The organism is Dermacoccus sp. 147Ba, assembly GCF_004151355.1.
GTDB lineage: Bacteria > Actinomycetota > Actinomycetes > Actinomycetales > Dermatophilaceae > Dermacoccus > Dermacoccus abyssi.
This window is the reverse complement of sequence record NZ_SEHL01000006.1, coordinates 110,621-133,252: the sequence shown is the minus strand read 5'-3', so window position 1 is coordinate 133,252 and position 22,632 is coordinate 110,621. Positions and strand designations below refer to the sequence as shown.

Sequence of the window (22,632 nt, the reverse complement as noted above, 5' to 3'; positions counted from 1 at the left end):
GAACGTCCTTGTCGTCAGCGGGTGGAAAGGGATGTGTGCGGGCGTCAGCTCTCGATGAGCTGTGACACGTAGCGGGCCACGGCCCGCACGTTCGCCATCGTCTGGGGGTAGTCCATGCGGGTGGGTCCGAGCACGCCGAGGGCCGCCACGGCGTCGGGGCCGTAGGAGGTGGTGACGAGCGACGTCGAGTGCAGGCCCTCGTGGGGATTCTCCGCGCCGATGCGGACCGTCACCTGGTCGTGGGCTTCGGCATCCTCGGCGAGGTTGCTCATGAGGCGCAGGATGACGAGGTGCTCCTCGAGCGCGTCGAGCACCGGCTGCACGTGCAGCCCGTCTGTTCCGGCGCGCGCGAGGTTGGCCGTACCGGCGAGCACGACACGCTCCTCACGTTCCTCGCCGAACACGGCGGTGATCGTCTCGACGACGGCGTCGACGTCAGCGCGCCGCTCGGGCTCGAACGCTTCGCGCAGCAACGACAGGCCGCGGGCCGCCTCCGCGAGAAGAAGGCCGTCGGTCTCGGCGTTGAGTCGCCCGCGCAGCCGTGCGACGAAGTCGTCACTCTCGGCCACGGGGTGGGCGAACTCGACGGTGCGCTGTTCAATGCGGCCCGAGTCGAGGATGACGACGAGCATGGCGCGGGTCGGCGTCATCGCGAGGCACTCGATGTGGCGCACCCGCGAGCGCCGCAGCGACGGGTACTGCATGACGGCGGCCTGCTGGGTGAGCGAAGCGAGCAGACGCGCGGTGCGCTCGACGATGTCGTCGAGGTCGATGCTCTCCGCGAGGAAGGCCTGGATGGCGCGGCGCTGGCTCGGCGTGAGCGGCCGCACCTGAGAGAGGCGGTCGACGAAGACGCGGTAGCCGGCATCGGTCGGAACACGCCCGGCGGAGGTGTGCGGCGCAGCGATGAGGCCCTCGTCCTCGAGAGCCGCCATGTCGTTGCGAATCGTGGCCGCCGAGACACCGAGCTGGTGACGTTCGAGGAGGGCCTTGGAGCCGACCGGCTCGGACGTGGAGACATAGTCCTGCACGATCGCGCGCAACACTTCGAGACGGCGCTCGTTGCTCATGCCTTCACACCTCCTTTGACCTTCTCCAAGGTTGGCACTCACGGGTATCGAGTGCCAAATCTTTCCGGGCGTGTTCGCTCAGGGCGTCGCGTCCGCGTCGGGCCGGCATGTCGGGTTTTCCCCACCGTCAAGAAGCCTGCAGGCAGGATGGTTGTGCCCCCGTGCCTCTCCATAGCGTCGAAGAGATGAGCACTCCAGACGTCACAGCCCCTGTCCCCACGAACGCCGCCGGCTCGGCGACGGACCGCGAGTTCCGCTGGTCCCCACGCCAGGCACTGCGCGACAGCGCCTACCTGTTCGCAGGCTGGTGGGTCCACCTGCTGGGCTTCGTCGCGTTCGCCGTCCTCATGTCCGGCGGGCTGAGCATGCTGTTCGTGCTCGTCGGCATTCCGCTCGTCCTCGGCGGCCTCGGAGTCGCTCACGTCATGACGGACGCCGAACGCTCCATGCAGCGCCATCTTCTGGACCGTGCCCTCCCCGATGCCCCGACGGCGGCGGAGACCGGATGGTCGATCAAGCGCGTGTGGGAGGCCCTCAAGGACCCGCGGCGGAATCGGTTCTCGACACCCTGACGCCGCGGGAGCACGAGGTGTTTTCACACATCGCCGAGGGTCTGACGAACCGAGGCATCGCGAAGCGCCTCGTCGTCACGGAGGGCGCCGTGGAGAAGCACGTGCAACGCATCTTCACCAAGCTCGATCTGCACACCGTCGGCGACGAGCACCGTCGAGTGGCGGCGGTGCTCACCTTCCTCCGCTCGTCCTGACCGTGGGCGGCGTCGCTTCTGCGCCCGCCCAGCGCGCCTCCGCCCGTGCCGCGTCGGGCTTGCCTACCCTGACTGCCATGAACGACCGCTACGGCTCCGACGTCCTCTCCGGTGACTGGCGCGCGCCCAAGCGCGGCCGATCCCGTGAGGTTCCGGCCGAGCGGGATGTCGTCGTCGAGGACGCCCAGAGCGGTTACGTGGGTGCCGTCGTTCGCGTCGAGAAGTCGGGTGGAACCCACGTCGTCTTCCTCGAGGACCGCTTCGGCAAGACCCGCGGCTTCGCGCTCGGGGGCGGCTTCCTCATCGACGGTGAACCCGTCATCCTCACTCCCCCGCGTCCGGCGGACGCTGCCGCGCTCGCCGAGCGCAAGGTGCAGGCCGGACGCACGGCGTCGGGTTCGGTCGCCGTCCCGAACGCCAAGGCGCGCGTGGCCCTCGGTTCGCGCATCTTCGTCGAGGGTCGCCACGACGCCGAACTTGTCGAGAAGGTCTGGGGTGACGACCTGCGCATCGAGGGCGTCGTCGTCGAGTACCTCGAAGGCGTCGACGACCTCGCCGCCGTCATCCGCGACTTCCGCCCCGAGAAGGGGCGCCGCCTCGGCATACTCGTCGACCACCTCGTGCCCGGCACGAAGGAGGCCCGCATCGTCGCCGAGGCCCAGGCTCTTCCGCAGGCCCGCGATCACGTGCTCATCGTCGGCCACCCCTACGTCGACGTGTGGCAGTCGGTGCGCCCCGAGCGCCTCGGGTGGTCGAAGTGGCCGACGATCCCCAAGGGTCAGTCGTGGAAGCACGGCATCCTGGCCGAGCTGGGGTGGCCGCACCAGAGCCAGGCCGACGTCGCGCGCGGCTGGAAGCAGATCCTCGGCACAGTGCGCACCTACGCCGACCTGCAGCCGGAACTGCTCGGACGTGTCGAGGAACTCATCGACTTCGTCACCGACCCCGAGCAGCAGTGACGCCCTGAGCCCCAGCCTCAGGGGCGAACCAGGGTCACCCAGGATGGCGCCGACGGAATGAGGAGGGCATCGTTGAGGTTGGAACGATGTTCACCAACGCAGCCGAGGTCGTGAGGACACCATGAGCCAGCAGCCCTACCCCACCCCCGACCCCCAGTGGAGCCACAACGGCGACGCCTACCCCAACGGTCGGCCCACCGAGGCGGGCGTCACGCCCCGCCAGTTGAGCTCCGACGAGACGGGCGCCGCCGTCGTCGCCCACCTTTCCGCCCTCGTCGCGGCCGTCGTGTCGGCCGGTTCGCTCAGCCTGCTCGGCCCGCTCATCGTGTGGTTCATCTACAAGGACAAGTCACCCGCCGTGCGTGAAGCCGCCGCCGGGGCGTTCAACTTCAACCTCTCCTGGTGGTTGCTCTACTGGGTCGGCTGGCTGTTCGCCATCACGTTCATCGGCATCGTCGTCGCGATCCCGCTGTGGTTCGTCATCACGGTGGTTGCCCTGTGGTGCCACATCCGTGGCGCGCTCAACGCGAGCAGCGGCCGCCCCTACCGCTACCCGTTCCAGCTGCGCGTGCTCAGCTGACTCGGGCCGACAACGCGAAGGGCCGGAACGTCACATCTCTGGGGTGGCGTTCCGGCCCTTCGCGTTCGGCGGTCAGTAGTCGAGCAGGCGCCGGACGACGGTGTCGGTGAGCAGCCGCCCGCGCAGTGTGAGCACGGCCCGACGGTCACGGACGGCAGACGTTCCCTCGAGCAGACCGTCCGCGACGAGTCCCGCCACCGCGCGGCGCCCTGCGTCGTCGAGCAGGTCGAGCGGCAACCCCTCGGCGAGACGCACGCGCAGGAGCACCTTCTCCTCGTACCGCTGACGCTCGTCCAGGATCTCGCGCGCGAGCGCAGGTGAGGTTCCTTCACCGACCCGCTGAGCGTAGGCGCGCGGGTGTTTGACGTTCCACCAGCGCACCCCGCCGACGTGGCTGTGGGCTCCGGGGCCCGCGCCCCACCACGGTTCGTCACGCCAGTAGGCCAGGTTGTGACGACACTGGAAGCGCGGTTCCTTCGCCCAGTTCGACACCTCGTACCAGCGGTACCCCGCGGCCTCGAGGAGTTCGTCGGCCAGTTCGTACTTGTCCGCTTCGTCGTCGTCATCGGGCAGCGGCAGTTCGCCGCGGCGCACCTGGGCGCCCATCTTCGTGCCCTCCTCGACGACGAGCGCGTAGGCGCTGATGTGGTCGGGATCGAGCGCGATCGCCGCCTCCAACGAGGCCCGCCAGTCGTCGAGCGACTCCCCCGGCGCGCCGTAGATGAGGTCGAGACTCACCTGCAGGCCGGCAGCCTTGGCGGCGCGGACGGCGCGCTCGACGTTGGCCGGATCGTGGGTGCGCTCCAGCGTCGCGAGGACGTGCGGCGCCGACGACTGCATCCCGACGGAGACGCGCGTGAAGCCGCCCTCGGCGAGCACGCGCAGGTACGTTTCGTCGACCGAGTCGGGGTTGGCCTCGGTCGTCACCTCGGCGTCGTCGGCGAGGCCGAACCGCTCGCGCGCCGCGTCGAGCATCCGCACGAGGTCGGTCGCTGCGAGCATCGTCGGCGTTCCTCCACCGACGAAGACGGTCTGCACTGTCGGCACGCCGCCGGGCGCCTTTCCCATCTCGCGCGCTGCGAGGTCGAGTTCACGTTCGACAGCGCCCGCGTACGTGTCGAGGCTCGCGCCGGGGACGCCGAGTTCGGTGAGCGTGTAGGTGTTGAAGTCGCAGTACCCACAGCGCGTCACGCAGAACGGCACGTGCAGGTACATCGCGAAGGCGCTGCCCGGCACGCTCGCGAGGGCGTCGGCGGGCAGCGCTCCGTCGTTCGGTGCGGGCTCTCCGTCGGGCATCTGCGGCATGGGTGGCATTCTCCCACCGCCTGCGGAGCGTCTCTAACCGACGAGCAGGGCTCCGCCCAGGCCGAGGGCAGTGACGCAGACAGTGCAGAGCGCTGCCTGCGCGAAGGGCGCCGCGCCGGCAGCACGCATGGCCTTGGCCGTCACTCCTGCACCGAGAGCGAACATCGCGGCGGCGAGCAGCAGCGTCTGGAGCACCTTCGCTCCGTCCAACACCGAATTCGGAATCGGAACCACGCTCCGCACGACGACCGCGGCGACGAAGCCGACGACGAACAGCGGCACGAAGGGCGGCAGCGTGACCGACCCGGACTCGGCCCCGCCCATGGTCCGACGTCGATGCACGGCGATGACGGTGATCAACGGCGCCAGCATGAGCACGCGGGCGAGCTTCACGACGACGGCCACCGCGAGCGCCCCCTGCCCGACGAGGCCCCCGGCAGCGACGACCTGGGCCACCTCGTGCACGCTCGCACCCGCGAAAACGCCTGCGGTGTGATCGTCGAGCCCCAAGGCGGCGGACAGCGCGACGAGCGGGATCATGAGCGTGCCGAAGACGACGACGAGCGCGACCGACGTTGCGACCTCCTCGTCGCGGGCGTCGCTCACCCCTGCTGCTGCGGCGACGGCTGCGGCGCCGCAGATCGAGAACCCGCACGCCGTGAGCAGACTCTGCGTGGGCTCAATACCGAGCCGCTTGCCGCACCACAGCCCGAAGGGCACTCCGAGCGCCACCACAGCAACGGCCAGGCCGATGACACCGAAGCCGAGCGAGGCCATGGCGCCGAGCGAGAGCTGGAGGCCGAGCAGCACGATGCCGATGCGCAGAACGCGCTTCCCGGCCAGGTCGAGGCCAGGGCGCCACGCGTCGAGCCGCACGGCGTTGGCGGCGACGACGCCGAGCAGAATCGCCACGAGCACCGGGCTGAGCAGCGGGCTGATGCGTGACACGACGAACCCGACGAGCGCCGCTGCGAACGCCAGGGCCAGACCGCCGGCCACTGGGTGGGATGCAGTTCGGGCCGCTGTTTCTGCGCGGCGTTGCTCGGGTCGGGTCACGCTCCCCATCCTCGAACGTCTACGACCTGGCCGGTAGCGCCATGTTCAGCATGCTGGTATATGCGGCGGATATGGACGCCGGTTACGCTGGCCCGATGAAGAGCTGGCCGGATCTCGCAGCCCTGGAGCTGCTCGTGGCCGTGGCCGACCACGGCTCCCTCAGCGCCGGCGCACGTGCCTGTGGCTCGGCGCAGCCCAACGCCAGCCGCAGCATGGCGCGGCTCGAGCGCTCGGTCGGCGTGCCCCTTCTCCACCGCGCCACAACCGGCGCCACCCTGACGACGCAGGGCCTCATGGTCGTCGAGTGGGCTCGCGGCGTGCTGGAGGCCGCGCGCGATCTCGACGCCGGCGTCACCGCCCTGGTGAGCGGCGTGGATGCACCGCTCACCGTGATGGCCAGCCAGACCGTGGCCGAGCACCTCCTGCCGGGCTGGATCGCGCGCTGGCACGAAGCCCATTCCGGTGAGGCCACGCCGGGCCTCTCCGTCGCCGTCGGCAACACGACCGACGTGCTCACCGCCGCTCGCTCCGGTGAGATCGATCTCGGGTTCATCGAGGGCCCGGGTGCCCCTCGCGGCCTCAACTCGACGGTCGTCGCCACGGACGACCTCGTCCTTGCCGTCGCCGCACACCACCCCTGGGCCCGAACTCGCAGTATTGACGCGGACGAACTCGCCGCGACGGCCCTCGTCACCCGCGAGCCGGGCTCCGGAACCCGCGTGGCGCTCGACCGTGCGATGCGCCCGCGCACCTGCGCTCCGCCACTGCTGGAGCTGTCGAGCAACGCCGCGGTCAAGGTCTCCGTGTCGGCCGGCACCGGGCCGGCCGTCCTCAGCCGACTCGCGATCAGTGATGCCCTGGCCGCGGGCACCCTCGTCGAGATCACCGTCCGCGACGTCGACCTGCGCCGGAAGCTGCGCGCCGTGTGGGCAGGTCCGCGCCGGATGACGAACGAGGCCGCCACGTCGCTTCTTGCGATCGCGGCGGCCTCGTAGAGGCGTCAGGCGTTACTTCTTGGCGGAGACGTAGATCGGGATGATGCCCTGGACGGCGACCGTGCCGTCCTTGACCAGGCGTCCCGTCATGCGCACGTCCACCGTGAAGGGAGGCTCCTTGGCCCAGTCCTCGGGGCTCGTCTCGGCGACGCACTCGACATCGCCGGGGGTCTTGGCGACGTAGTCGAGCTGGATGCCCTTGGGGATCCAGCGCATGCCCTTGGGCACCGTGGCCTCGGCGAGCAGACCCATGGCCATCTCCATGCCGTTGGCGATCGCGATGGCGTGGACGGTGCCGATGTGGTTCTGCACACCCCACCACTTCTTGATGGCCACGACGCCGCGGTGCGGCTCCATGGTCTTCACGACGGGCGCAATGGTCCGGAAGTAGGGCGCCTTGAGCGCGAACGCGGCCGAGAAGGCTGCGCGACCGAGCTTCTCGTTCTTCTTCGTGAGCTTCGTGTAGAGCGCGAGGGTCTGGTTCATACCCACCAGATTACCCGCGAGTAATAGCGAGCGCTCAGTGGACGCTGAAGCCGCCGTCGGCCGCGATCGTCTGGCCGGTCACGAAACCACTCGCCCGCGACGCGAGGAACACCGCGAGGCCCGCGAAGTCCTCGGGCACGCCGTTGCGTCCGACGAAGGTGCGGGTCGCGAGCGCTTCTTCGCGCCCCGGTTCGGCGACGGTGGGCAACGTCATCGGGGTGACGACGAATCCGGGAACGATAGTGTTCGCCGTGACACCCGAGCGTGACCAGGCCTCCGCTTGCGAGCGTGACAGCCCGGTGACGGCGGCCTTCGTCACGCCGTAGACGCCGGAGTTGCCGAAGGCGCTCCAGCTCTGCTGCGAGCCGATGTTGAGGATGCGTCCGTACCCGCGCTCGGCCATGCGTGGCCCTGCGGCCTGGCCGAGCCGGTAGGGCGCTTCGAGGTTGACGGCCATCGTCTCGGCGTACTGCTCTTCGCTCGTGTCCGCCAGTGGCGGTCGGTGGTTGACGCCGGCACACGTGACGAGGATGTCCGCGTGCTGCACCGCGGCACCGACAGCCAGGTTCGCCAGCGCGTTCGCATCACCGACGTCGCAGACTTCCCACGTCGCGCCGATCTCGGCGGCCACTGTGGCGAGCTTGTCGGCGTCCCGGGCCACGAGGTGAACGCTCGCACCGGCACCCGCAAGGGCCGTGGCGATACCTCGCCCGATGCCCGACGACCCTCCCGTGACGACGGCATTCAGCGCCTCAAGGGAGAACAGGTCGTCGAGGTAGCTCACGTCAGTTCGCCCGAGTCACCGCGAGATCACGCACGACGCGCTCGACCTTGAGGCCCTTGTTCTCGAAGCGCGTGGTCGTGCGTCCCTCGAAGCGCGGGGCGAACCCGCCACGCGCACCCTCGGGGTCGACGTCCGGGTCACCGGGGTCGGCGAGGCGTCCCACGTGCGGGTTGTCGAAACGCGGTGAGCCCTCGACGACGTCGCGCATGTGCCACGCGTAGTCGGCCCAGTCGGTGGCGAGGCGCCACGTGCCACCGGGCACGAGAACGTCGGCGACGACCTCGGCGAAGCCGGGCTGCACGAGGCGACGCTTGTGGTGCTTGCTCTTGGGCCACGGGTCCGGGAAGAACGTCCACACCTCGGCAACGGAGCCCGGCGCGAAGAGACGGTCGAGCGCCTCGGACGCGTCGATCTCGATGAGCCGGACGTTGGTCACGCCGGCGTGGACGGCTTTGGAGATCGTCTGCGCGATGCCCGGGCGCCACACCTCGAGCGCGATGAAGTCCGTCCCCGGGTTCTCGGCAGCCGCGTGGACGACCTGATCGCCCGCGCCGGAACCGATCTCGACAACGAGCGGCGCGGTGCGTCCGAACACCTGCTCCATGTCGACGTGGTAGCCGTCGATCGGTTCGGTCGAGGCCTCCTTGCGCGGCACGTCGATGACGTACTGCTCGGAGTGGTCGGCGAGCGCACGGTGGTGACGTTCGGGCATGCGGCCGCCGCGGCGGGTGAACGAACGGGTCCGCGCGAGCGGGCGTTCGGCCGCCTGACCCTCTTCACCGGGCGGCGTCACCGAACCCGAGACGAAGCCGGGCTTGCTCACTTCTTGTCCTTCGGCTTCTCGTCGCCCTGGCTCAGCGCTGCGATGAAGGCTTCCTGCGGCACCTCGACCGAGCCGACCATCTTCATGCGCTTCTTGCCTTCCTTCTGCTTCTCGAGCAGCTTGCGCTTACGCGAGATGTCACCGCCGTAGCACTTGGCGAGCACGTCCTTGCGAATGGCGCGGATGTTCTCACGAGCGATGACGCGCGTGCCGATGGCGGCCTGGATCGGCACCTCGAACTGCTGGCGCGGAATGAGGTCCTTGAGCTTCGTCGCCATCATCGTGCCGTAGCCGTAGGCCTTGTCACGGTGGACGATCGAGCTGAACGCGTCGACCTTGTCGCCCTGGAGCAGGATGTCGACCTTGACGAGGTTGGCACTCTGCTCGCCGGCGGGTTCGTAGTCGAGCGAGGCGTACCCGCGCGTCTTCGACTTCAGCTGGTCGAAGAAGTCGAACACGATCTCCGCGAGGGGCAGCGTGTAACGCATCTCGACGCGCTCCTCGGAGAGGTAGTCCATGCCGAGCAGGTTGCCGCGCTTGTTCTGGCACAGCTCCATGACGGCACCGATGAACTCGCTCGGGATGAGGATGGTCGACTTCACGACCGGCTCGGTGATGTCGGCGATCTTGCCGTCGGGGAACTCGCTCGGGTTGGTCACCTCGGTGACGCGGCCGTCGTCGGTCGTCACCTGGTAGACGACGTTCGGCAGCGTGGAGATGAGGTCGAGGTCGAATTCGCTCTCGAGGCGCTCACGCGTGATCTCGAGGTGCAGCATGCCGAGGAAGCCGACGCGGAAACCGAAGCCGAGCGCGGCCGACGTCTCGGGCTCGTAGACGAGCGCAGCGTCGTTGAGCTTGAGCTTGTCGAGGGCGTCACGCAGCAGCGGGTAGTCCGAACCGTCGATCGGGTACAGCCCCGAGAACACCATGGGCTTCGGGTCCGAGTACCCGCCGATGGCCTTGTCGGCCGGCTTGGCCGCGTTCGTCACGGTGTCACCGACCTTGGACTGACGCACGTCCTTCACACCGGTGATGAGGTAACCCACCTCGCCGACGCCGAGGCCCTTCGTCGCGGTCGGCTCGGGCGAGCTGACGCCGATCTCGAGGAGTTCGTGCGTGGCACCCGTGGACATCATGGCGATCTTCTCGCGCGGGTTGAGCTTGCCGTCGACGACACGGACGTAGGTGACGACGCCGCGGTAGGTGTCGTAGACCGAGTCGAAGATCATGGCGCGCGCCGGGGCGTCTGCGTCACCGACGGGCGGGGGCAGCGTGCCGACGATCTTGTCGAGGAGCGCCTCGACGCCCTCGCCGGTCTTGCCGGAAACCTTGAGAACGTCGTCGGGGTCGGCGCCGATGAGGCCCGCAATCTCGGCGGCGTACTTCTCCGGCTGCGCTGCCGGCAGGTCGATCTTGTTGAGCACCGGGATGATCTCGAGGTCGTTCTCCATCGCGAGATAGAGGTTCGCGAGGGTCTGAGCCTCGATGCCCTGAGCGGCGTCGACGAGGAGGATCGCGCCCTCACACGCGGCGAGCGAACGCGAGACCTCGTATGTGAAGTCGACGTGACCGGGGGTGTCGATCATGTTGAGCGCGTACGTCTGACCATCGAGCTCCCACGGCATGCGCACGGCCTGGCTCTTGATCGTGATACCGCGCTCACGCTCGATGTCCATGCGGTCGAGGTACTGCGCGCGCATGGCCCGCTGCTCGACGACACCCGTCAACTGGAGCATGCGGTCGGCCAGCGTCGACTTGCCGTGGTCGATGTGGGCGATGATGCAGAAGTTGCGGATCATCTCCGGCGGGGTCGCGGCCGGCTCGAGTGCCTTGCGGGCCATGGGTGACAACTGAATACCTCGTCGATTTCGTCTGGAGCGCTACGTCGGGGACGGCACAGTACGTGACCATTCATTCTTCCATGCCTGCGCGAACCGGATCACCGCCGTCGCTCCAGTGCCCGACTCGCTCCCCAGCGTTGGCAGAATGGGTGAATGGACCTTCGTGAGCGAACGCGCCAGGCCGGTGGACGGGCAGGGTCCTCCGCCGTCGACACCGCTTTCTTCGTGGCCCTGCTGTGGGTCGTCGAGATCGTCGACGTGATCACGCGTCACGCCGTCGACCGCTTCGCGTCGTTGCGCGCCTGGGAGTTCACCGACCTCCCGTCGATCTTCACGTTCTCCTTCGCGCACTACGGGTGGGCGCACCTCATCGGCAACACGGCGCTGCTGCTGCCCTTCGGCTTCCTCCTCGGCCTCAGCGGACGACGGGTGGCCGTGCAGGTGACGCTCGTCGTCATGGTCTGCTCGGGTCTCGCGGCGTGGGCCCTCACTCCCCCGCACTCTGCGACGGCCGGAGCGTCCGGCATCGTCTTCGGCTGGCTGACCTACCTCATCGTGCGCGGCGCGTGGAGCAAGCGCTGGACCGAGGTTGCACTCGGCCTCGCGCTCCTCGCCGTGTTCGGCTACGTCCTGTGGGGTGTTCTCCCCGGGGCACAGGGCGTGTCGTGGCAGGGGCACCTCGGCGGCGCGGCCGGCGGGCTGCTGTCTGCCTGGCTCATCAACGACAAGCGCTCGCGTCGTCGATTCTGAGCAAACCCCGAAGGGTAGGTCAGGCAGCTGCCGCGTGCTGCGAGGCCGCCTCACGGCGTGAGGTGAACGCTGACGCCGCAGCCACGACGGCGCCGAACACGGCGAGAATCGCACCGACACGCGAGCACCACTCGTAGCCGAGCCCCGCGTCGAGGACGACGCCGCCGAGCCACGCCCCGAGGGCGTTGGCGAAGTTGAGCGTCGCGTGGTTGAGCGCGGCGGCGAGCGACTGACCCTCGTGGGCAACGTCCATGAGGCGGATCTGGATCATTGGCACCATGACCGTCGGCAGGAAGCCGAGGAGCCAGACGAACAGCACGGCCGTCGGCTTGTAGTGCGCGGCGTACCCGAACAGGGCGAGCATGACGGCGATCGCGATGAGGCAACCGAAGATGCCGCGCATGAGCCCGTGCATCGCGACGCGTCCGGAGACGAGCGCACCACACGTCATGCCGACGCCGTACACGACGAGGATGAGCGGCACGGTGGCCTCGGAGAAGCCGGTCAACTCGGTCATCGTCGGGGCGATGTAGCTGAACGTCGAGAACATGCCGCCGAACCCGACGATGCCGATGGCGAGCGCGAACCACACCTGCGGTCGGGTGAGCGCCTTGAGTTCCTTCTTCGCCGTGACGAGTCCCGTCGTCCCCTGGTGAGGCACCCACGCCAACACGGCGAGCGCCGAGAGCAGACCGATGACGGCCACGAGCGCGTAGGGCCACTGCCATCCCATGCGCTGCCCCATCCACGTCGCGATCGGCACGCCGATGACGTTGGCGACGTTGAGGCCGCCGAGCGTCATCGAGACGGCCCAGGTGCGCCGGTGTTGGGCAACGAGCGACGCAGCGACAACCGCACCGAGGCCGAAGAAGGCACCGTGCGGCATGCCGGAGACGACACGGGCAGCGAGGAGCACGTGGTAGTTCGTAGCCAGAGCAGCCCCGACGTTGCCGACGAAGAACGCGAGCATGAGGCCGATGAGCACCGTCTTGCGCGGCACCTTGGCGAACACCATCGTGACGAGCGGCGCGCCGATGACGACACCGAGCGCGTACGCGGAGACGGCGTTGCCCGCCTGCGGGATCGAGATACCGAGACCGCGGGAGATGTCGGGCAGCAGCCCCATCGTGACGAACTCCGTCGTGCCGATGGCGAAGCCGCCGAGCGCGAGCGCCGCGATCGCGAGACCGGCCCGCGGATGTGCGCCGTTGCCCTCGTCGACGACGGAGGGGTCGGCGATGTCGCGGAGCGCGGTCGGTTCGGTCACCTATCGATTGTTCCAGCCGCCGAGGAGTGCCTCGTACCGTCCGCGGGGCTGCCGACGCGTGTGTTTCGTCACGAGGGCGGGCCCGCTCGTTAGGCTCGTGGCGTGAACCTCAAGCAGATGGCCGGTCGTGTCGCTACCTCCCTCGCGCGCGAGGGCATGAGGGCTCTTCTCGACGGGAGATCGCGCTCGGATCGCTCCGGTGCTGCGAAGCGATCGAAGGCGCCGAAGACCCCGGGCACCGTCGCGACGCCACAGCACTCACGGGGCGGCGGGCGGCGCTCGCCTGTATCGAACGCCCCCGCCGACACGGGCTATCGAGGCGACTGGCATGGCGCCCTCCCCGCCACGAGCTGGCAGGCGAAGGACGACGGCCGTCCCGACCCCGGCGAGATCGTCTGGGCGTGGGTGCCGTACGAGGAGGACCACACCCAGGGCAAGGACAGGCCGGTGCTCGTCGTCGCCCGTCACCCGCAGGAGGACGGCGTGACGCTCGCGCTCCCCCTGACGAGCAAGGACCACGACCGCGACGCCGCGCAGGAAGCACGAGCCGGTCGGCACTGGATGGACATCGGATCGGGCGCGTGGGATCGCGCCGGGCGTCCGAGCGAGGTTCGCCTCGACCGCATCCTCCAACTCGACGAGGCGTCGGTGCGCCGCGAGGGCACGGCACTGGATCGCGGGATCTTCGAGTCGGTCATCGCCGCCGTTCCAGGACGGCGCTGACCGAGAACGACGACAGGTCTGACCGACGCCGCTGACGCTGTCATGCCGCGCCGGGTCGCGAGACGAGTCAGTCCAGGCCCATCGACATGTGTTGGAACGGCCCGACCGGGCTGAACCCGGCCTTGCGGTAGAGCGAGTGGCCACTCTCGGTGGAGAACAAGCTCACCCACCCGGCGTCTTGTTCGCGACACCAGGCGAGCGCGGCGTCGAGCAAGGTCTTGCCGTAGCCGCGACCGCGGAAGACCAGATCGGTGCTCATGTCACCGAGGTACGCCGAACGCCCCGATCCGTCCGGTCCGGGAAGGTGCTGCTCCACGGACGTCGAGACGATCGATGCGAGCGGTGTGCCGGGGCCCGCACCCTCCTCGGCGTCGATGACGAAGCACGCGTAGTTCGGCGAGTCGAGCAAGGTCGCCGCGGCTGCCGCGCATCGCTCGCGCCACGCGTCGTCGAGCTCGATGTGCCATGGCCAACCGTCCTCCATGAGCAGGCCCTTAAGTCGGACGATCTCGGGGATGTCGGAGTGTTCGGCGCGACGGACGGTGACCATGCGCCCAGGCTACGCCCCGGCCTCCCCAGCGTCGTGGCGCCCCGTCCCCAACGCACAGAGCCACGCTCCGAAGAGGTTGTTACCGATACTCACAGTTTCCGATACCGCGCGTACCTACGATCAGGTAACCTCAGGGAAAGTTGGCCCGCCAGGGGGCCGCTCAACGATCCAGAGGAAAGGCCGAGATGACTTCCACGAACTCGAAGGCGTCGATCGCCGACAAGGGCCAGGCGGTCGCTCTTCGACTGTTGGCCAAGGCGGGCGGGCACGACCTGCTCAAGAACCCCGCCGTGCGCTCCAAGGTCGAGCGCGCGCTCTACAACGGCAGCAAGCAGGGCTTCAAGGTTCAGACCGCCGCGGGCCGTGCGTTCGTGAAGAAGAGCGGTTCGGGTGAGCCGGCACGTCCGGCCCCGACGAAGCCGCGTCGCGAGTTCGACCTCACGCCCACCGAGGACCAGGCGATGATCGCCGGCGTCGCTGCCGAACTGGCCGACGAGGTTCTGGGTCCCGCAGCGGCCGACGCCGACGGTGCCCGCGCCGTGCCCGACGAGATCCGCGCCCAGGCGGCCGAGATGGGCCTGACGCTCCTGTCCGTTCCCGCCGAGCTCGGCGGTGTCGCCGAGGAGCGCTCCGCCGTCATGAACGTGCTCGTGCTCGAGCAGCTCGCCCGCGGCGACATGGGTCTCGCGGTCGGCGTCATGGCGCCCGCCGCCGTTGCCGGAGCGATTGCCTCCTATGGTTCGTCGGCGCAGCAGGAGACGTATCTGCCCGCGTTCACCGACGAGAAGAAGCCCGCCGTCGCGTCGCTGGCGATCACCGAGGCCGGCCCGCTGGCCGACCCGCGCAAGCCCGCTACGAAGGGTGAGCGCCGCGGCGACAAACTCGTTCTCACCGGCGAGAAGGCCCTCGTGCCGTGCGCCGACTCGGCGGATTTGTTCGTCGTCACGGCGGAGGTCGACGGCGACCTGCGCCTCGTCATCGTCGAGGCCGGCACCGAGGGTCTCAAGGTGAGCGACGACCCGGCCATGGGCATTCGCGCGTCGCACACCGGCCGCCTGCACCTGGAGAACGTCGAGGTTTCGGCGGACAACCTGCTCGGCACGAGCGAGGACGCGCTCGACGCGATCCGCCGCTCCCGCCTGGCGTGGGCCGCTCTCGCGTGTGGCACCGGCCGCGCCGTGCTCGACCAGGTCTCCCAGTACGTGACGGAGCGCAAGGCGTTCGGCGAGCCGATCGGCCACCGTCAGGCTGTCGCGTTCACCGTGGCGAACATCGCGATCGAGCTCGACGGCATGCGCCTGGCAACGCTGCGTGCGGCGGCTCGTCTCGACTCGGGCCGCAAGCCCGAAGCAGCCGCTGAGGCCATCGCGCACGCTCGCGCGCTCGTCACGAAGTACGGCGCGCAGATCGGTAGCGACGCGGTGCAGCTGCTCGGCGGCCACGGCTTCGTCAAGGAGTTCGACAACGAGCGGTGGTACCGCGACCTGCGCGGCGCAGGCGTCCTCGAGGGCGGCGTGGGCGTCTGACGCCTCGCTCCCCCACTCCCCGAAGATTTCGCGCAAAGGAAACGTCATGATCGATCTCGAAATCCCGAAGAAGTTCGTTCCCCTCGTCAAGCAGGCCGGTTCGATGGCCGACGAGGTCTTCCGCCCCGTCAGCCGCAAGTACGACCTCGCCGAGCACGAGTACCCGCGTGAGCTCGACCTCGTGTCGGCCCTCATCGACGGCATGTCCGACTCGGGCGCCGGAAACGGCGCCGGTGCCTCCGGCTCGACGCGCGCCGCCGAGGACGAGGAGAAGCCGAGCAAGTCCGCCAAGAAGGGCGGCAACAAGAACGGCGCCAACATGAGCTCGGCGCTGTCCATCATGGAGACGTGCCGCGGCGACGTGGGCCTGACGCTGTCGATCCCCCGCCAGGGCCTCGGTAACGCCGCCATCGCCGCCGTCGCGAACGACGAGCAGAAGGAGCGCTACGGCAACCGTTGGGCCGCCATGGCGATCACCGAGCCGGACACCGGTTCGGACTCCGGCAACATCCGGACGACGGCCACGAAGGACGGCGACGAGTACGTCCTCAACGGCGAGAAGATCTTCGTCACCTCCGGTGAGCGCGCCGAGCTCGTCGTCGTGTGGGCGACGCTCGACAAGTCGCTCGGCAAGAAGGCCATCAAGTCGTTCGTCGTGGAGCGCTCGAACCCGGGCCTCAAGCTCGTGCGTCTCGAGCACAAGCTCGGCATCCGCGCCTCCGACACCGCCGCGTTCGTGCTCGACGACTGCCGCGTGCCGGCCTCCGACATGCTCGGTGACCCGGAGATCCGCACCGAGGGCGGCTTCGGTGGTGCGATGCAGACGTTCGACAACACGCGTCCGCTCGTCGCGTCGATGGCCGTGGGCCTGACGCGTGCCTGCCTCGACTTCACGCGCGCCGCGCTCGAGAAGGCCGGCCACGGTCAGGACTGGGACGCCCCGATCGCCGCGCAGTCGTACGCGAGCGCCCGACTCGTGCAGATGGAGGCCGACTACGAGGCCGCGCTCCTGCTCACGCTGCGCGCCGCGTGGATGGCCGACAACGGCAAGCCCAACTCGATGGAAGCGTCGATGGCGAAGGCCAAGGCCGGCCGCACCTGCGTCGACGTCGCACTGTCGTGCATCGAGCTCGTCGGTGTCGACGGCTACGCCGAAACCGAGCTGCTCGAGAAGTGGGCGCGCGACTCGAAGATCCTCGACATCTTCGAAGGCACGCAGCAGATCCAGCTGCTCGTCGTCGCCCGGCGCCTACTCGGCCTGACGAGCGGCCAGCTCAAGTGACGCACTGACGAGTGCCAGAAGGGGCGGGTGTCTTCGGACGCCCGCCCCTTCTGCGTGTGCACCGCCAACCGGGTTCGATCCTTGGGGCAAAGCAGAAGGGCCAGGACGAAAAGCGTGTCCTGGCCGATCTGTCATTGGTGGAGCTATGGGGACTCCGTCGGACTCGCTAGCGCTCGCCCTCCTCCTCGAATCACAAAGTTCAATAAATGTCAGAACGACCAGGACGAAAAGCGTGTCCTGGCCGTTCTGCCATTGGTGGAGCTATGGGGATTCGAACCCCAGACCTCTTCCATGCCATGGAAGCGCGCTACCAACTGCGCCATAGCCCCGCGCTCACCGGGGTGAGCAACACGGTTACTTTACCCTCCGGTCGCCTCCGCGCCAACTTGGGCCGGGCTCGGCTCCGCCCTACGGAGCAGGGCCACGCCTGCACCTCCGGCGGCCGGCTCCGGGCGGGATGACGCAACGAGGTGCGGATTCTTCCCCTCTTGTGTCCAAGGGTGCATCTTGCGCGCAAGAAGGGAAGATCTCGTCCCTTGTTGCCTTGTGGTTCGGTGGCTGGGGTCGCTGACGCGAGCTATGGGGACTCCGTCGGGCTCGCTAGCGCTCGCCCTCCTCCTCGAATCACCACGTCTGTGGGTACGCCGAAGGGGCCGGACGAAAAGCGTGTCCGGCCCCTTCGGCGTACCTGTGGAGCTATGGGGATTCGAACCCCAGACCTCTTCCATGCCATGGAAGCGCGCTACCAACTGCGCCATAGCCCCGCGCGAATCACTCAGCAACGCTGCGCGACTCGCATACTTTAGCGAGCCTTCACGGCCACCCGCAAATCGGGGGTCAGCCGACGTTCGACGCCTCTGAAACCGGCGCGCCGGTCGACTGCGCCTGCCCCTGGCCCGCGGCTCGATCCGAGCGCTTACGGATGTAGACCACGCGCTTCGCGTGAGCCACCACGGTGCCGTCCGCCATGTAAAGATCGCATTCGAACGTGTGCAGCACCTTGCCCTCGGCGTCAGCCTTCGCCTTCAACTCGGCGACGAGTTCCTTGGGCGCTTCGAACTCCGCGTAGACGGTGCCTGTGCCCGGCTTCTTGAACTCGATCTCGCACGCCTTGTCCCACACGAGATAGTCCGTGCCGATCTGGTGCATGACGAGCAGCGGGTAAAAGGCGTCAGTCATCGCGTTGAGCGAGCCGCCGAACGCGGTGCCGTTCTGGTTACGGTTGAAGCGGTTGAGACGAAGCTCGACGCGTGCACGCGTCCAGTCCTCGTTGAACTCGCGCACCCGGATGCCGGCGCCGAGCAACGGCGGGTAGAAGTTCATCAGTCGCGCCATGCGCTGCGGTGACATCCGCTTGCGCTCACGTCCTGCGTGCTTGCTCATCTCGCTCGTCCGCTCCTCGTGTACGGGTGAGTAACTTTGGTTCCCATATCTACGTCACAGGGCGCAGCGAGACCCAGTGACTGACTCAGCGCTGGACATCGTCACCGATCAGGGCGCCGCAGCCCCGGCGCCCGCGTTCCACTGCTCCACCCGCCACGAGCCGGAGTCGTCGCCCACGAGCACGATCCACCGGCAGTTGCCGATGGCCGTGAAAGTGTGCGCCACCTGCCCGTGAGTAAGACCCACGGCGTCAGCAGCCAGGGCGCGCATCGCGGCACCGTGCAGAACGAGCAGGGCACTCTCCCCCGCCGCGAGCGGCGCCGTGGCCTCGTCGAACGCGGGACGGACGCGTGCAGCTACGTCCGCCATCGACTCACCGTGCACGCCGCGCGGGATGTCCTCCCCCCGCGCGAGGGCTGCGCTCTCCTCGGGGTAGGCGTCGTGAACCTCGCTGTGCAGCATCGTCGACCACTGGCCCGTGTCGATCTCGACGAGGCGCTCGTCGCTTCGACGCCGCAGCGGACGTCCGCGAAGATCGAAAGCCCCCTTGAGCACGGCCGCCGTCTGCGCAGCGCGGCGTAGCGGTGAGTACGTCAGGGACACGATGGAGGCGTCCCGCACGAGCACCTCGGCCGCCCGCTCCGCCTGGGCGAGTCCCGTGGCATCGAGGGCGATGTCCGTTCGCCCCTGCCAGCGCTTCTCCAGATTCCACGCCGTTTGACCGTGGCGCAGCAAAATGGCCCGCCGAAGCGGGCCATCGAGCGGTGCGATCATCAGGAAGCGGCTTCTTCGAGATCCAACTCGATGACGGGGCAGTCCTGCCAGAGGCGCTCGAGGTCGTAGAACTCCCGGTCCTCCTCGTGGAAGGCCTGCAGCACGATGTCACCGAAGTCGATGAGCACCCAACGGCCCGACGCGCGGCCCTCGCGGCGCACCGGCTTGGAGCCGAGCGGCAACAAGGCCTCCTCGACGGCGTCGACGATGGCGTTGACCTGACGCTCGCTCTCCGCCGAGGCGATGATGAACGTGTCGGTGATCGCGAGCTGGTCGCTCACGTCGAGGGCGACGATGGACGTCGCAAGCTTGTCCGCAGCGGCCTGGGCGGCCGCCTGCGTCAGTTCGATGGAACGGTCTGTAGCCGTCACCTAGTCCTCCTGGAGGTGGCCCGCTTCGGGGCCGTAAAGCTGATACTTGTGGATGTACTGCACGACGCCGTCCGGCACGAGATACCAGACCGGCTTTTCGCCGCGAACGCGGTCACGGCAGTCGGTGGAACTGATCGCCATGGCCGGAATCTCCTGCAGGGTGACGCGATCACGCGGGAGCCCGTGGTCACTCAACTCGTGCCCGGGCCGGGTGACGCCGATGAAGTGGGCGAGATCCCACAGCTCCTCGACCCCCTTCCACGACAGGATCTGTGCCAGGGCGTCGGCGCCCGTGATGAAGAACAGTTCCGCGTCGGGACGCTGCGCGTGCAGATCCTTCAACGTGTCGCGCGTATACGTCGGGCCGGCACGATCGATGTCGACACGGCTGACGCTGAAGCGCGGGTTCGAGGCTGTCGCGATGACCGTCATGAGGTAGCGGTGCTCCGCAGCCGCGACGTCACGACCGGCCTTCTGCCACGGCTGCCCCGTGGGCACGAAAATGACCTCGTCGAGGTCGAGGAGGCTTTGAACCTCACTCGCCGCGACGAGGTGACCGTGGTGAATGGGGTCGAACGTACCGCCCATGACCCCGATTCGTGGTGTCAGTGCGAAGCCCCGTGCTTCTTGTGGTTGTCGGGAGCCGGGCCACCGTGGTGAGCCTGACCGCGCGGCGCACCGAAGCGGGCAGCCGTGTTACGGAAGGCCCACAGCAGCGCGAACAGCAGCAAGAAGATGGTGAACGCCATGAGACCGAAGCCCCACGGCGGCATGAAGATGTGGTTCTCCTCGAGCTCCGGAACCTCAACGGCTGCGGCGAGCGAAACAAGCGACGTCATGAAAGCAAGGATACTGCCTCGACACAGCATCGGCACAGCAGGCCCTCCTAACGTCGCTGACGCCAGGCCGTTGCGCACCGCACGTCACGAGAGCTGCCGTCATGAATCCCCACCTTTCCGTCGTCGTCCCCATGTTCGACGAGGAGTCCGTCCTCCCTCTCTTCGTCGAGCGACTCCGCCCCGTGCTTGACGATCTGCGCGCGTCCTACGAGGTCGTGTGCGTCGACGACGGCTCCCGTGACGCGACGCCCGCTCTGCTCGAGCGCTACCGCCGCGCGTGGCCGCAGCTACGCGTCGTCCGGCTGCGCGCCAACTCGGGTCACCAGGCCGCGATCAGCGCCGGCCTCGCCCGCGCACGTGGCGACTGGGCGGTGACGATCGACGCCGACCTGCAGGATCCGCCCGAGGTGATCAGCGAGATGCTGCGCGTCGGCACGGAGCGCGGCGTCGACGTCGTCTACGGCGTGCGCACGGATCGCTCGAGCGACACGTTCTTCAAGCGGGTCACCGCCGAGGGGTTCTACGCCGTCATGGCCCGGCTCGGCGCACGCGGCGCGATGAACGCTGGCGACTTCAGGATGATGTCGCGCGCGACCGTCGACGCCGTTCTGGCCCTGCCGGAGACGAACCGCGTGCTACGCCTCGCCGTGCCGACGCTCGGTTTCCCCTCCGCCGAGGTCGGCTACCGCCGCGAGGAACGCGCCGCCGGCCGCTCCAAGTATCCGCTGAGCAAGATGTTGCGGCTGTCGCTCGACGCCGTCACCGGCGCATCGAGCGCACCGCTTCGCCTCGCGACGTGGTGCGGGCTGCTCGGATTGCTCGTCGCCTTCGGCGTCGGCGCGTTCGCATTGTGGGCCAAGGTCATGGGCCACTCCGTGACGGGCTGGGCCTCCACGATCGTCGTCATCAGCGGCTTCGGGGCCGCACAGTTGCTCGGCCTCGGGCTCCTGGGCGAGTACGTGGGCCGCATGTTCGCCGCGGTGCAGGCACGCCCGACGCACTACGTCGCCTACGACTCGCTCGAGGAGTCCGCGCTCGGCCGCCAGCCGTCGATCGAGCACCTCGCCTCGGAACCCGCCGTAATCGCGCACGCGTCGTGAAGGAGGGCGGGTCGGGCAGTCCGTCACGGCATCGGCGAGGCCGCTCAGCGGATCTGACCGTCTCCGTCGACGACCCACTTGGTCGTCGTGAGCTCGGCGAGCGCCATCGGTCCGCGGGCGTGCAGCTTCTGCGTCGAGATGCCGATCTCGGCGCCGAAGCCGAACTCGCCGCCGTCGGTGAAGCGCGTCGAGGCGTTGACCATGACGACGGCCGAGTCGACCTGGGCGATGAACGTGCGTGCGGCGGCACGGTTCTCGGTGACGATGCAGTCGGTGTGGTGCGTCGAGTAGCCGTCGATGTGCTCGATGGCCTCGTCGAGTGAGTCGACGACGCCGACGGACATTTCGAGGTCGTGGAACTCGGTGTTCCAGGCTTCGTCCGTGACGGGCTTCGTCTCGACGTCGCCGGCGAGGGCCGTGGCGCGCTCGTCGGCGTGAAGGGTCACGTCCTTGTCGGCGAGCGTGCGCAGCACGCGCGGGAGGAACTCGTCAGCGACGTCGCGGTGCACGAGCAACGATTCGGCGGCGTTGCAGACGCCCGGACGGTGCGTCTTGGAGTTCACGGCAATCTCGAGCGCCATGTCGAGGTCGGCGTCGGCGTCCACGTAGACGTGGACGTTGCCGGTGCCGGTCTCGATGACGGGCACGGTGGAGCCGGTGACGACGGTCTCGATGAGCTTCGCTCCCCCGCGCGGAATGACGAGGTCGACGAGGCCGCGCGCGGTGATGAGTGCCTGGACGTCCTCGTGGCCGCCGTCGAGCAGCTGCACGGCGTCGGCGGGCAGGCCTTGGCGTTCGAGGCTCTCGCGGAGCGCGGCGACAATGGCGGCGTTGGTGTCTGCGGCTGCGGAGCCACCGCGCAGGATCATGGCGTTGCCGCTCTTGAGGCCGAGGCCGGCCGCGTCCACCGTGACGTTGGGGCGGGCTTCGTAGACCATGCCGACGACACCCATGGGTACGCGAACCTGCTTGATCTGCAGGCCGTTGGCAAGGGTGTTGCCGCGCACGACCTCACCCACGGGGTCGGGCAGTGCGGCGAGATCGCGGAGGGCCTGCGCGACGGCGCTGACGCGTTCGGGCGTCATGCGGAGGCGGTCGGCGAGGCTGTCGGAGATGCCGGCGTCGCGGCCGCGTTCGAGGTCGCGTTCGTTTCCGGCGACGATGCTCGCTTCGGCGGCTTCGATGGCGTCGGCGAGGACGCCGAGGGCGGCGTCTTTCTCGGCGCGTGACAGCAGGGCGAGTCGCTTCGAGGCGACGCGCGCGGCCTTTCCGGCTGCGGCGACCCGTGCGGTGGACTGCTCAAGGTTGCTGTTCATGTTTTTCATCCTATGGAGGGGCCAACAGCGACCCAAACGCGAATGCGGCCCGGGTCACATACCAAGCCGGAGAGGCGGGCCCGGGA

At 68.7% G+C, this 22,632-nt stretch carries 25 protein-coding genes and 2 tRNA genes; 10 read left to right on the top strand and 17 right to left on the bottom strand.

Annotated features, from left to right (window positions below):
* Positions 1-44: 44 nt before the first annotated feature.
* The gene (hrcA, locus tag EVU97_RS09535; protein WP_129665332.1) at positions 45-1,070 is read right to left on the bottom strand and encodes a heat-inducible transcriptional repressor HrcA; all 1,026 of its coding nucleotides are present in this window, start codon (positions 1,068-1,070) and stop codon (positions 45-47) included.
* Positions 1,071-1,255: 185 nt separating this feature from the next.
* On the opposite strand from hrcA, the gene EVU97_RS09530 reads away from it, so the two are divergent.
* From EVU97_RS09530 to EVU97_RS09515, 4 genes are all read left to right on the top strand, one after another.
* Positions 1,256-1,642 carry a sensor domain-containing protein gene (locus EVU97_RS09530; RefSeq protein ID WP_165357929.1) on the top strand — a complete coding sequence of 129 codons (387 nt, stop codon included), beginning with the start codon at positions 1,256-1,258 and terminating at the stop codon, positions 1,640-1,642.
* A gap of 17 nt (positions 1,643-1,659) precedes the next feature.
* Positions 1,660-1,836 carry a LuxR C-terminal-related transcriptional regulator gene (locus tag EVU97_RS09525; RefSeq protein WP_240730191.1) on the top strand — a complete coding sequence of 59 codons (177 nt, stop codon included), beginning with the start codon at positions 1,660-1,662 and terminating at the stop codon, positions 1,834-1,836.
* A 77-nt stretch (positions 1,837-1,913) separates the two neighbouring features.
* A complete protein-coding gene (locus tag EVU97_RS09520) occupies positions 1,914-2,795 on the top strand; it encodes a DUF3097 domain-containing protein (RefSeq protein WP_129665326.1) in 882 nt (293 codons plus the stop codon).
* 121 nt (positions 2,796-2,916) lie between these two features.
* Complete coding sequence (locus EVU97_RS09515) at positions 2,917-3,375, top strand: DUF4870 domain-containing protein (protein WP_118912656.1); 459 nt, start codon at positions 2,917-2,919, stop codon at positions 3,373-3,375.
* Positions 3,376-3,447: 72 nt separating this feature from the next.
* On the opposite strand, the gene hemW is transcribed toward EVU97_RS09515, so the two are convergent.
* Positions 3,448-4,680, bottom strand: a complete 1,233-nt coding sequence (hemW, locus tag EVU97_RS09510) for a radical SAM family heme chaperone HemW (protein ID WP_129665324.1) — start codon at positions 4,678-4,680, stop codon at positions 3,448-3,450.
* 33 nt (positions 4,681-4,713) lie between these two features.
* A complete protein-coding gene (locus tag EVU97_RS09505; protein WP_129665322.1) occupies positions 4,714-5,745 on the bottom strand; it encodes a YeiH family protein in 1,032 nt (343 codons plus the stop codon).
* Positions 5,746-5,831: 86 nt separating this feature from the next.
* Here EVU97_RS09505 and EVU97_RS09500 point away from each other — a divergent pair, with 86 nt between their 5' ends.
* A complete protein-coding gene (locus EVU97_RS09500; protein ID WP_129665320.1) occupies positions 5,832-6,731 on the top strand; it encodes a LysR family transcriptional regulator in 900 nt (299 codons plus the stop codon).
* Positions 6,732-6,743: 12 nt separating this feature from the next.
* Here EVU97_RS09500 and EVU97_RS09495 read toward each other — a convergent pair whose 3' ends face one another.
* From EVU97_RS09495 to lepA, 4 genes are read right to left on the bottom strand one after another with little or no spacing between them, the layout of a single operon-like run.
* The gene (locus EVU97_RS09495; protein ID WP_129665318.1) at positions 6,744-7,217 is read right to left on the bottom strand and encodes a hotdog fold domain-containing protein; all 474 of its coding nucleotides are present in this window, start codon (positions 7,215-7,217) and stop codon (positions 6,744-6,746) included.
* A 34-nt stretch (positions 7,218-7,251) separates the two neighbouring features.
* Complete coding sequence (locus EVU97_RS09490) at positions 7,252-8,001, bottom strand: SDR family NAD(P)-dependent oxidoreductase (RefSeq protein WP_129665316.1); 750 nt, start codon at positions 7,999-8,001, stop codon at positions 7,252-7,254.
* A 1-nt stretch (position 8,002) separates the two neighbouring features.
* The gene (gene trmB / locus EVU97_RS09485) at positions 8,003-8,824 is read right to left on the bottom strand and encodes a tRNA (guanosine(46)-N7)-methyltransferase TrmB (protein WP_240730189.1); all 822 of its coding nucleotides are present in this window, start codon (positions 8,822-8,824) and stop codon (positions 8,003-8,005) included.
* A complete protein-coding gene (lepA, locus tag EVU97_RS09480) occupies positions 8,821-10,665 on the bottom strand; it encodes a translation elongation factor 4 (protein ID WP_047312050.1) in 1,845 nt (614 codons plus the stop codon). The genes trmB and lepA overlap by 4 nt, the downstream gene beginning before the upstream one ends.
* Positions 10,666-10,818: 153 nt before the next feature.
* On the opposite strand from lepA, the gene EVU97_RS09475 reads away from it, so the two are divergent.
* The gene (locus tag EVU97_RS09475) at positions 10,819-11,415 is read left to right on the top strand and encodes a rhomboid family intramembrane serine protease (protein ID WP_129665314.1); all 597 of its coding nucleotides are present in this window, start codon (positions 10,819-10,821) and stop codon (positions 11,413-11,415) included.
* A 19-nt stretch (positions 11,416-11,434) separates the two neighbouring features.
* Here the strand turns inward: EVU97_RS09475 and EVU97_RS09470 are convergent, their stop codons facing one another.
* Positions 11,435-12,682 carry an MFS transporter gene (locus EVU97_RS09470; protein ID WP_240730188.1) on the bottom strand — a complete coding sequence of 416 codons (1,248 nt, stop codon included), beginning with the start codon at positions 12,680-12,682 and terminating at the stop codon, positions 11,435-11,437.
* 102 nt (positions 12,683-12,784) lie between these two features.
* On the opposite strand from EVU97_RS09470, the gene EVU97_RS09465 reads away from it, so the two are divergent.
* A complete protein-coding gene (locus EVU97_RS09465) occupies positions 12,785-13,405 on the top strand; it encodes a type II toxin-antitoxin system PemK/MazF family toxin (RefSeq protein WP_240730187.1) in 621 nt (206 codons plus the stop codon).
* A 67-nt stretch (positions 13,406-13,472) separates the two neighbouring features.
* Here EVU97_RS09465 and EVU97_RS09460 read toward each other — a convergent pair whose 3' ends face one another.
* Complete coding sequence (locus tag EVU97_RS09460) at positions 13,473-13,955, bottom strand: GNAT family N-acetyltransferase (protein WP_047312049.1); 483 nt, start codon at positions 13,953-13,955, stop codon at positions 13,473-13,475.
* 185 nt (positions 13,956-14,140) lie between these two features.
* On the opposite strand from EVU97_RS09460, the gene EVU97_RS09455 reads away from it, so the two are divergent.
* The gene (locus EVU97_RS09455; protein WP_129665312.1) at positions 14,141-15,481 is read left to right on the top strand and encodes an acyl-CoA dehydrogenase family protein; all 1,341 of its coding nucleotides are present in this window, start codon (positions 14,141-14,143) and stop codon (positions 15,479-15,481) included.
* Positions 15,482-15,527: 46 nt separating this feature from the next.
* Positions 15,528-16,763, top strand: a complete 1,236-nt coding sequence (locus tag EVU97_RS09450) for an acyl-CoA dehydrogenase family protein (RefSeq protein ID WP_129665310.1) — start codon at positions 15,528-15,530, stop codon at positions 16,761-16,763.
* 253 nt (positions 16,764-17,016) lie between these two features.
* On the opposite strand, the gene EVU97_RS09445 is transcribed toward EVU97_RS09450, so the two are convergent.
* From EVU97_RS09445 to EVU97_RS09415, 7 genes are all read right to left on the bottom strand, one after another.
* Positions 17,017-17,092, bottom strand: a tRNA-Ala gene (locus EVU97_RS09445).
* Positions 17,093-17,454: 362 nt separating this feature from the next.
* Positions 17,455-17,527: transfer RNA gene (locus EVU97_RS09440), tRNA-Ala, on the bottom strand.
* A 73-nt stretch (positions 17,528-17,600) separates the two neighbouring features.
* The gene (locus tag EVU97_RS09435) at positions 17,601-18,146 is read right to left on the bottom strand and encodes a DUF4442 domain-containing protein (RefSeq protein ID WP_129665308.1); all 546 of its coding nucleotides are present in this window, start codon (positions 18,144-18,146) and stop codon (positions 17,601-17,603) included.
* A 108-nt stretch (positions 18,147-18,254) separates the two neighbouring features.
* On the bottom strand, positions 18,255-18,920 hold the full coding sequence (locus tag EVU97_RS09430) for a histidine phosphatase family protein (protein ID WP_129665306.1): 666 nt from the start codon (positions 18,918-18,920) through the stop codon (positions 18,255-18,257).
* Positions 18,920-19,291 carry a ribosome silencing factor gene (gene rsfS / locus EVU97_RS09425; protein ID WP_129665304.1) on the bottom strand — a complete coding sequence of 124 codons (372 nt, stop codon included), beginning with the start codon at positions 19,289-19,291 and terminating at the stop codon, positions 18,920-18,922. Before rsfS ends, EVU97_RS09430 begins: the two co-directional genes overlap by 1 nt.
* Positions 19,292-19,900, bottom strand: a complete 609-nt coding sequence (nadD, locus tag EVU97_RS09420) for a nicotinate-nucleotide adenylyltransferase (protein ID WP_255352627.1) — start codon at positions 19,898-19,900, stop codon at positions 19,292-19,294. It abuts the gene before it with no gap.
* Positions 19,897-20,130 carry a hypothetical protein gene (locus EVU97_RS09415; protein ID WP_047312042.1) on the bottom strand — a complete coding sequence of 78 codons (234 nt, stop codon included), beginning with the start codon at positions 20,128-20,130 and terminating at the stop codon, positions 19,897-19,899. The genes nadD and EVU97_RS09415 overlap by 4 nt, the downstream gene beginning before the upstream one ends.
* Before the next feature lie 101 nt (positions 20,131-20,231).
* Between EVU97_RS09415 and EVU97_RS09410 the strand changes: the two genes are divergently transcribed.
* Entirely contained in the window at positions 20,232-21,230 is a 999-nt protein-coding gene (locus EVU97_RS09410) for a glycosyltransferase family 2 protein (RefSeq protein ID WP_129665302.1), read from the top strand.
* A 44-nt stretch (positions 21,231-21,274) separates the two neighbouring features.
* Here the strand turns inward: EVU97_RS09410 and EVU97_RS09405 are convergent, their stop codons facing one another.
* Positions 21,275-22,546 (bottom strand): glutamate-5-semialdehyde dehydrogenase, encoded by a 1,272-nt coding sequence (locus EVU97_RS09405; protein WP_240730186.1) that lies wholly within the window; start codon positions 22,544-22,546, stop codon positions 21,275-21,277.
* Between the last annotated feature and the right edge of the window lie 86 nt (positions 22,547-22,632).